This is a genomic window from Mesorhizobium sp. M0306 (assembly GCF_040321655.1).
Taxonomy (GTDB): Bacteria; Pseudomonadota; Alphaproteobacteria; order Rhizobiales; family Rhizobiaceae; genus Mesorhizobium.
The window spans coordinates 86,182-94,127 of sequence record NZ_JAMYRY010000025.1 but is presented as its reverse complement, the minus strand read 5'-3'; the positions used below and the strand labels follow the sequence as shown (position 1 = coordinate 94,127).

Sequence of the window (7,946 nt, the reverse complement as noted above, 5' to 3'; positions counted from 1 at the left end):
AAAACACCCCCCCCCCCGCCGGGTATTTTTCCTCCGCGCCGGGGGCGCCCAACTTCCCGGGCACAAACCACCCCTGGCATCACGCCCCCCCCCGCCCCCCCGTGCGGTGGCAGGCGGCGTCGATGAACACGTTTATTCGCCGAGCTTGGATAGCGGCATCGCTATCACGCTGAGAGCCTGTTATGCTGGTCCAGCGTTTGATCGCAGTCTTGATCCGTGCGAGCAGCTTGTGAGGGATGCAACCGAACGAGGCGCTGCTCCCACAGTCGTCGCAGGCCCTCCATCACAGCGTCACGCTTAGCCTGATCCGGCGCAATTGTATTGAGGAGATCTCCCAACATGGCTTCGCCCTCAATCCGCATCAGCAGATTAAACAAGTCGTGTGAAATTCGCACACTGTCACTGTTGAAGTGGGTCGTGCCGATCTCGCAGTGAGTTTCCCGACGATCTGGCGCTTTGTAAGCGCGGGTTTGATGGAGGGACACATAGGGCGGCAACGAAACCGCAAGCGCAGTCCAATCCTGCAGCGTTGCAGCCCGCTTTTTTACCAGGAAGGGCCCGACCACAAGTCCATCCAGCTCTGTCGTCAGAAAGGTGGCAATCGCGTCTGCAACCGAATCCACGATCGGTTCGGCATTGTTGTTAAAGGACGTATTGAGCAGAATTGGAGTGCCTGTGCGCTTCTTGAACGCATTGATGACCTCCCAGTACGCGGGATTGGCGTTGTGCGATACTGTTTGCAGGCGAGCGGTACCGTCGACGTGCGTGATGGCACCGAGCAAGGCGCGCTTTGAGTCACGCACGCGAACGACGAAATTCATGAATGGAAATTCGTGCCTACCGTCCGGGAGGTCGAAAAATTCGCTCGCATCCTCCTCCAGCACAGATGGCGCGAAGGGCCGATAGCCTTCGCGCTTCTTGACCATCGCATTGATCCGGTCCTTGTTTGCGGCGGGCCGAGGGTCGGCAAGAATGCTGCGGTTGCCCAGCGCACGTGGCCCAAACTCCGAACGACCCTGCACCCAGCCGATCACGGCGCCGTTGGCGATCCAGTCGGCTGCACTGCTTGCCACGTCATCAGAGCGTTCAACCTCGAGATGTCCGGCCCATGCATTCAGTTCCTGTTGCACGGCGCGCTCGCTCCCGAGATCAGGACCCCAATAGACCTCCTGCAGTCGCTCACACGGCGCGGGGCGGCCCATCTCGTTAGAGACTATCAGCGCAGCTCCCAATGCGCAGCCAGCGTCGTGAGACGCGGGTTGCACGAAGATGTCTTCGAAAAGCCCTGAATACAGCAGCTTACCGTTCATCGTACAGTTGTGGGCCACCCCCCCCGCCAGGCACAACCGCTTCATGCCGGTGGCCTCACGGTGATGCCGGAGAATGTGGAACACGATCCGCTCAAGCGCTTCCTGCAGTGACGCACTCACATCTCGATGCTGCTGGGTGAAGGGCATTCCCTTTCGCCTGACCTCGATATTGCGGAGCAACGCCGGACCGATGCGGTCGAGGTGAACACGGTAGCCACCGCCGTTGGCGGAGAGCTCGTAGAACTGCTCGAAGAGCTCGCGATAGGGAGCGGGGTCGCCGTAGGGCGCGAGTCCCATTACCTTATACTCGTCGAACAAGCCGTAGCCGAGATAGCGGATCGTCTCGAGATAAAACAGCCCAAGAGAATTGTTCTCGGGGAAAGCCTCGAGTTGCGTAATTTCTGTGCCAGACCCTACCGCCAAGAGGCCCGATAGGAAATCACCAGAGCCATCAATCGCTAGAATGAGACTTTGTTCGAAGCCCGACATTGCAAAGGCGCTCACGGCGTGCGCCTGATGATGACTTACGAATGAAATACGCGAACTGTCCAACTTAGTGCCGAACTCACGCGTTAACAGATCCTGCACCAACGTTTTAGCATCCAACGGAATGGAGAGAATGTCCGGGTGGGATGCGGACATACCTTCAAGCATGGCGTTGGCATAGGGCTCGCTGGCGTAGAGCGCGACACGATCAATGTCGTTGAGCTGAACCCCCGCCGCTGACAGACAGTATTGAATCGAACGAATTGGGAGCTTGTTGGAGTGTTTCATCCGATTGAGGCGTTCCTCTTCGACGGCTGCTATCACCCGTCCGTCTCGGACGAGCACCGCGGCGCCATCGTGCATAAAGGCGTTCCGAAGCTCGAATCGGTTTTCATGGACTTGGTCAAGTCCGCCGCTAATTCCTAGACACAGCATTTCTTTCTCCACATAGTGACGGGCAAGCCAAATTGGCCTGCCTCCGTTTCCAACTAAATAGGCCGCATTGTCGCTTGCAGCTGCAACCGCCTGTCAGGCATCACCGGCATCAAAGAACGCCTCATAAGGGGTCCGCCTGAATCAACATGAGATGCTTCGATCGTGGCGCCTGCCGTTCCATGACGCCGAGAGCTTGGCTGGATCACCGCGCCGTGAACTGGCCCGATTTCATTCCCCGAAAGACCGTCGCACAGCGAGTGACACGTGCTGCACTGTCCACCTGCTTCCCGGTCGCACATCCGATAACGCCTTCGGCTGTGCAGGAGGCCGCATCGCGTCATGTGTCGGCCAAACATGGCACCGACTGGAAGCACGGCAATACCGCGTAGATGTAAAGTGCGCTGATGTTGTATGGTAGCGCTGCCGGCCGGGTCTCCAATCCGCTGCCCAGACGAGCCGACCGGATCTGCCTGCGGCAATAAGCCCGCCCACAAGCAGAATCGCGCTGGGCAGCGGGCTCGCCTGCAAGACTTCGCAGCTCAGGAACATTGGGGACGACTAGCGTCGAACCGCCGACATGGTCGGCCAGTTGCAACTCACTTCTCGGCACGACCTCCACTGCACGTCAGGGCGCATGGAAGATTTTCTCCTTGGATGGGTGATCGGTGCGGACGTGCTTTTGTCCATGCAAGATTTCCGAAGAGTTATGAAATCGTTTGTTTCGATCAAAGTCATCCACGCTATGAATAGCTGACGGACATGCGCTTCAAAGGGCTTCAGGCTTCCTGGATGGCTACTCCGATTTGAAGCGCGTGGCATTCCATGCGCTCTGTCACAACATTTCAGCAAAGGGTATGAGAGCAAACCCACACTTCTTTTTCGAAATTCGCTTCGAGCATTCGGGATGAGGTGCTGGGCGATTCACGCAGTCCACGGATCGAAGAGCTCTATTCCGAAGCCTTCGAAATCCTTCATATTACGCGTTGCCAGAGTGAGCTCCTGGGCAATCGCTGTGGCTGCGATCAATCCGTCCATTGACGTCAGCCCGCGGCCGCGGCGCTTCGCAAGACCCATCAGATCGCCCCAGGCCAGAGCAACCGGCTCGTCGACGGGGAGGACTCTCTGCTCGAAACGCTGAGGCAGGTCTCGGGCAAGCCATTCGGCCAGCGCCTCACGCTTCCGACCCTCGCCCATGAGAGCAACGCCGCGCCGGATTTCCGCGATCGACACCACGCTGATGAACGAGCGATCCTCGTCGAGCTTGTCCAGCCATTCCAGAACGCGTGCGTCCGGCGCCGGCCTTGTCACCTCGGACAGGACATTCGTGTCCAGCAGTAGCCTCACAGCGGCAGATCACGCGGTTCATCGCGTTGACGCTCAAGGTCGAGTTCCGCGCCGCGTAGCGGCGACTCCAGCAGAAACTCCGCAAGCGTACCCTTGCGCACCGTCTTGCGTTGCCATTCCTCGGCGGAGACGACAACGACGCTTGGCCTACCGTTGCGCGTGATCGTTTGCGGCGCCGCCTGCGCACGCTCGATGACTTCCGACAGCCGCGCCTTGGCCCGAGCGACGGTCCAGTTGGCATCCTCTTTTGGAGCAGACTGCATTCTGGCCTCCGTGACCATTGTGACTACGGTGACTATATAAAAATGCATAGTGACCGCAACAGGGGAGGGGGACTTTTTTCTAGAGCCCGGACGCCTTGGTGAGATGTTGTCGCAAAAGTTGAGTTCTGCGACGGTGCAAAAGTCAGTTGCAAAATCGTCGCGACAAAGGCTCGGCAGCTCCCCGAAGTAGCCATTTCAGATTGCTTGCAGGTGCGGATAAAGTCCTTTATGCATCGGCACATGATCAAGTCCGCGCTCATCGCTGCAATCTATTATGCGACGCTTCCATAAGGAGCGGCGCGTTTCGATCATGCCTTGAAACAAGCCGCCGTCAGGCGGCTTGTTCATTGAGAGGACCCCCTGGCGGCAATACCAGGAGAATTCCCTATGGCACTTCCCGATTTATCAACCGGTCATTCCGAACCATGTTCGGCCGCTTTGAAGACGCTCATTGAGCGCGGCTATGTAAATCAAGGGACCGACCTGCCGGGTGTCGATGCCGCCTTTGAAGCAGGCGTCGTACCCGCTTACGCTGGTTTCGATGCGACGGCTGACAGTCTTCATGTCGGCCATCTTCTTCTGATCATGGCGCTTCGTCATCTTCAGCAGACTGGCCATAAACCCATCGTTCTCATTGGGGGTGGGACCACCCGCATCGGCGATCCCAGCTTCCGTTCGGAGGCGCGGCCGATGCTGACGGACGACCGGATCGCCGCCAACATTGAAGGGATCAGAAAGGTCTTTGACCGTCTCCTTGTCTTCGGAGACGGCCCGACGGATGCCGTGATGGTGAACAATGCCGACTGGCTGGACAGCATTCGTTGGATCGACATGCTGAGAGACGTCGGCAGGCATTTCTCCGTCAATCGGATGCTCTCTTTCGACAGTGTGAAGTCGCGGCTGGAAAAGCAGGAGAACCTGAGCTTCTTAGAATTCAACTACATGATCCTCCAAGCGTTCGACTTCCTTGAGCTATCCCGCCGGACCGGTTGCCGTCTGCAGATGGGTGGAGCCGACCAGTGGGGGAACATCATCAATGGCATCGACTTGATACGGCGGACGGATGGAAAGGAAGTCTTCGGAGTGACTACGCCGCTTCTGACGACTTCTTCAGGTGTCAAGATGGGTAAGACGGCTGCCGGAGCTGTGTGGCTCAACGAAGATCGCCTTTCGCCATACGATTACTGGCAATTCTGGCGTAACACGGAAGACGCTGATGTCGTTCGGTTCCTGAAGCTTTTCACCGATCTGCCGATGGACGAGATCGAGCGATTTGGACAGGCTGAAGGAACCGAGCTAAACGCCGTCAAAGAACGTCTGGCCAACGAAGCTACGGCCCTGGCACATGGAACTAACGCCGCCAAACAGGCGGAGGCCACGGCTAGCCAAGCATTTGGGCAGGGCGAAGCCGCAGAGGGGCTACCGACGCTTCATCTAAATGACGCCGAGGGCTTGGCCGGAGTAGCCCTTGTGGATTTGCTGGTACGCGCCGGATTGACCTCCTCCAAAGGGGAAGCGCGAAGGGCGATCTCGGGACGAGGTGTGCGGATCAACGGCAACTTCGTCGAGATTGATACAATGATATCGTCCCAAGACCTCCCGATCCGGCTTTCGCTCGGCCGGAAGCGCCACACTGTTGTAAAGTAGGGTTTCAGCAAATGCTGTCGCAGAAATTCTGCCCGCTTAGCGGGGTGGGTTCAACTGATCCCTGCAACACACTCCGCGAACTTTTCAGCTGGGGTTTGATAAAGCAAGGTCTTTCGCGGCCTCTCATTGAGCTGCCGTGCGATCGCGCTGAGCTTAGTCTGGCTGTGCAGGGATAGATCGGTTCCGCGCGGCAGATATTGGCGCAGTAATCGGTTGGTGTTTTCGTTGGAGCCGCGCTGCCACGGCGACCGCGGATCACAGAAGTAGACCTCGACGTCGGAGGCCAAGGTCAGGCGCTGGTGATCGGCGAGCTCTTTACCTCGGTCCCAGGTCAACGACTGGTACAGTTCGCCGGGGAGTTTCCGTGCCTGTTTGATCAGTGCCGAGACGACGCTTTCGGTATCCTTGTTGGCGACCTTGACCAGCATCCCTTCAGCACATCTTCGACGGCATCTGCGACGAACATGGCATCGAGCACCGGCTCACAAAGATCAACCATCCCTGGGCGAACGGCCAGGTCGAGCGGATGAATCGGACCATCAAGGACGCCACCGTCAAGCGCTTCCACTATGACGATCACGATCAACTGCGCCGGCATCTCGCCGACTTCATCTTAGCTTACAATTTCGCGCGCCGGCTTAAGACCTTCAAGGGCCTAACACCCTACGAGTTCATCTGCAAAATCTGGGCAAAAGAGCCCGAACGGTTCCGACTCGATCCCACCCATCAAATGCCGGGACTAAACACCTAGCCTCCACCTTCGTTGCTTCATTGCTAATGAGCTTAGCAGGTGTTCGATGGTAAGCTCGCTGGTTTCTGCGGGTATCGCCCCGAGCGGCTTGAACGCACACGCCACAGAGCAGAGATCGGTCCATTTTGTTACGAACGAACATCTTGCTTCCGGTAGAGCTTTCTCGAACCAAGGTCCGAAAAGGGTCGCGAGCTGTCCGGTTCCCATCTGTCTCAGTAGGGTGGACAACCGACATGCAGCGGTTACCCGCCCATGCTCGTGTGTTGTTGGTTTGAAGGCTGAGGGTCTGTCACTATCCACTTTCCAATCATACGAATCGGATCACTGTCTTCGTGGTCGATATGGCAGGGCTGCTCGTGTCGTCCTGCACACTCGCGATCGTTCCCAACTTGTCCCGGGGAGCCCGTCTTTACGGGGTAATCGAAAACGTCGTGACAGATGCCAACCATCGCCGGACTGGGCTACTGGGCTGGGCCGCGCCGTCCTTCATGCCGCGCTCGACAAAGCATGGAACGCCGATTGCTACAAGGTTCTGTTGGCGACTGGATCTCGGAGGGAGTCCACTCTGCGCTTCTATGAAGGTGCAGGGTTCCAGCAAGGCGGAAAACTTACTTCGAAATTCGCCGCTTGGAGGACGCTTTGGGTCGATTTTCCACCTTCCCTGACGGCCCGGAGGGGTGGGAATCGGCCGCTCGCGTCGTCCCGGCTGCCTAGCGTGGCGGATGAATTAACAGCCAGCGATTTGGCTCTTGCTCGACGAACTCTTTCTGGACGTGCCTGAGCACGTTCCGCTGCCCGGCAAACGGAACCATGTTGACCGCTTGATCGAAGGGGACCCACTGAAACTCGCTGTGTTCGGCATTCAGTCGCACCGTCTCTGTCGACCCCGCGAAACCCACGAAAACCGGCAGGAGGCTAATGGCGTCGCGGTCCGCTTCATAGAATTGCTCGCATATGTCGGCCGAATAGAGCCTCTGCAGCGTCAAGCCCGTTTCCTCCTTAGTCTCTCGCCAGGTCTTCCTTACGATCCGGTCATGGGTCTCGACCACGGCATCGGCGACCGCCGCCTCCCATTCCACGGCGCAAACGGCAAGGATCGCCCAGCGTCGATCCGAGCTGATATCGCGCAAGCCATCGGTGAAATAGCGCTCACCCTGCCGACGCAGGCGAGCGATGCGGTGTTGCGGATGCCGGCGAGCACTTGCGGATCAAGACCCACCGCGCAGGAACTCCAGTCGGTCAAGCAGCCGGTTTGCCGCCGCGGAATTGTTGCCGAGCTCGAACTTGCGAAGCAAGATGAAGCGGCTTATGTACCGGCCAACATTTCGGTCAGAAGCCCATCCAACCGCTCGCGCGCACCAGCGTCGGCCGGCGCAGCCGATGAGGGCGAGATGAGCGATTCCGCAATCCTGGCATTTCCTCGGCGCGATACCGGTCGAGCCATTTGCGAACCGTCCGCGGGCAGACGCCTGCGGCTTTCGCGACGGCCTCAGGCGTCTGTCCGCTCTCGACCTGCATTACAATTCGCTCTCGACCGAGCGGCGTCAGACGGGTACTCTTATGGATGTTCATCCGGTCCCACTGGAATCACTGAAGCTTCGACAACCTCAGCTTTCCCGGTCCGGACCGGATGGATAACCTTCTGAAAGCTCACAACTAGCTACCAATGCGATCAGCTTTCGGGCTATCGGGGCATCCAGGGAGGATGGG

At 58.2% G+C, this 7,946-nt stretch carries 5 protein-coding genes and 4 pseudogenes; 2 read left to right on the top strand and 7 right to left on the bottom strand.

Annotated features, from left to right (window positions below; translation table 11 throughout):
- Positions 1-164 precede the first annotated feature (164 nt).
- From NKI95_RS26315 to NKI95_RS26300, 4 genes are all read right to left on the bottom strand, one after another.
- The gene (locus NKI95_RS26315; RefSeq protein WP_352720344.1) at positions 165-2,231 is read right to left on the bottom strand and encodes a carbamoyltransferase family protein; all 2,067 of its coding nucleotides are present in this window, start codon (positions 2,229-2,231) and stop codon (positions 165-167) included.
- A gap of 921 nt (positions 2,232-3,152) precedes the next feature.
- A complete protein-coding gene (locus tag NKI95_RS26310; RefSeq protein WP_352480554.1) occupies positions 3,153-3,575 on the bottom strand; it encodes a type II toxin-antitoxin system VapC family toxin in 423 nt (140 codons plus the stop codon).
- Positions 3,572-3,838 (bottom strand): type II toxin-antitoxin system prevent-host-death family antitoxin, encoded by a 267-nt coding sequence (locus tag NKI95_RS26305; protein WP_023679089.1) that lies wholly within the window; start codon positions 3,836-3,838, stop codon positions 3,572-3,574. Before NKI95_RS26305 ends, NKI95_RS26310 begins: the two co-directional genes overlap by 4 nt.
- A gap of 195 nt (positions 3,839-4,033) precedes the next feature.
- Positions 4,034-4,186 (bottom strand): hypothetical protein, encoded by a 153-nt coding sequence (locus NKI95_RS26300; protein ID WP_352720338.1) that lies wholly within the window; start codon positions 4,184-4,186, stop codon positions 4,034-4,036.
- 39 nt (positions 4,187-4,225) lie between these two features.
- Here NKI95_RS26300 and tyrS point away from each other — a divergent pair, with 39 nt between their 5' ends.
- Positions 4,226-5,485, top strand: a complete 1,260-nt coding sequence (tyrS, locus tag NKI95_RS26295) for a tyrosine--tRNA ligase (RefSeq protein WP_031212411.1) — start codon at positions 4,226-4,228, stop codon at positions 5,483-5,485.
- Positions 5,486-5,535: 50 nt separating this feature from the next.
- Here the strand turns inward: tyrS and NKI95_RS26290 are convergent.
- A pseudogene (locus NKI95_RS26290) lies at positions 5,536-5,913 on the bottom strand (IS30 family transposase); the annotation flags it as partial.
- Positions 5,914-5,918: 5 nt separating this feature from the next.
- Between NKI95_RS26290 and NKI95_RS26285 the strand changes: the two are divergent.
- Positions 5,919-6,236 (top strand): annotated as a pseudogene (locus NKI95_RS26285) (integrase core domain-containing protein); the annotation flags it as partial.
- Between the two features lie 977 nt (positions 6,237-7,213).
- Here NKI95_RS26285 and NKI95_RS26275 read toward each other — a convergent pair.
- A pseudogene (locus NKI95_RS26275) lies at positions 7,214-7,704 on the bottom strand (hypothetical protein); the annotation flags it as partial.
- Positions 7,665-7,754, bottom strand: a pseudogene (locus NKI95_RS34525) (helix-turn-helix domain-containing protein); the annotation flags it as partial. The pseudogenes NKI95_RS26275 and NKI95_RS34525, both read right to left, overlap by 40 nt.
- Positions 7,755-7,946: the final 192 nt, after the last annotated feature.

Excerpts from the sequence above, each read along its gene's own strand:
- NKI95_RS26315 (WP_352720344.1), bottom strand. The coding sequence starts at position 2,231 with ATGCTGTGTCTAGGAATTAGCGGCGGACTTGACCAAGTCCATGAAAAC.
- NKI95_RS26305 (WP_023679089.1), bottom strand. The coding sequence starts at position 3,838 with ATGCAGTCTGCTCCAAAAGAGGATGCCAACTGGACCGTCGCTCGGGCC.
- NKI95_RS26300 (WP_352720338.1), bottom strand. The coding sequence starts at position 4,186 with ATGAACAAGCCGCCTGACGGCGGCTTGTTTCAAGGCATGATCGAAACG.
- tyrS (WP_031212411.1), top strand. The coding sequence starts at position 4,226 with ATGGCACTTCCCGATTTATCAACCGGTCATTCCGAACCATGTTCGGCC.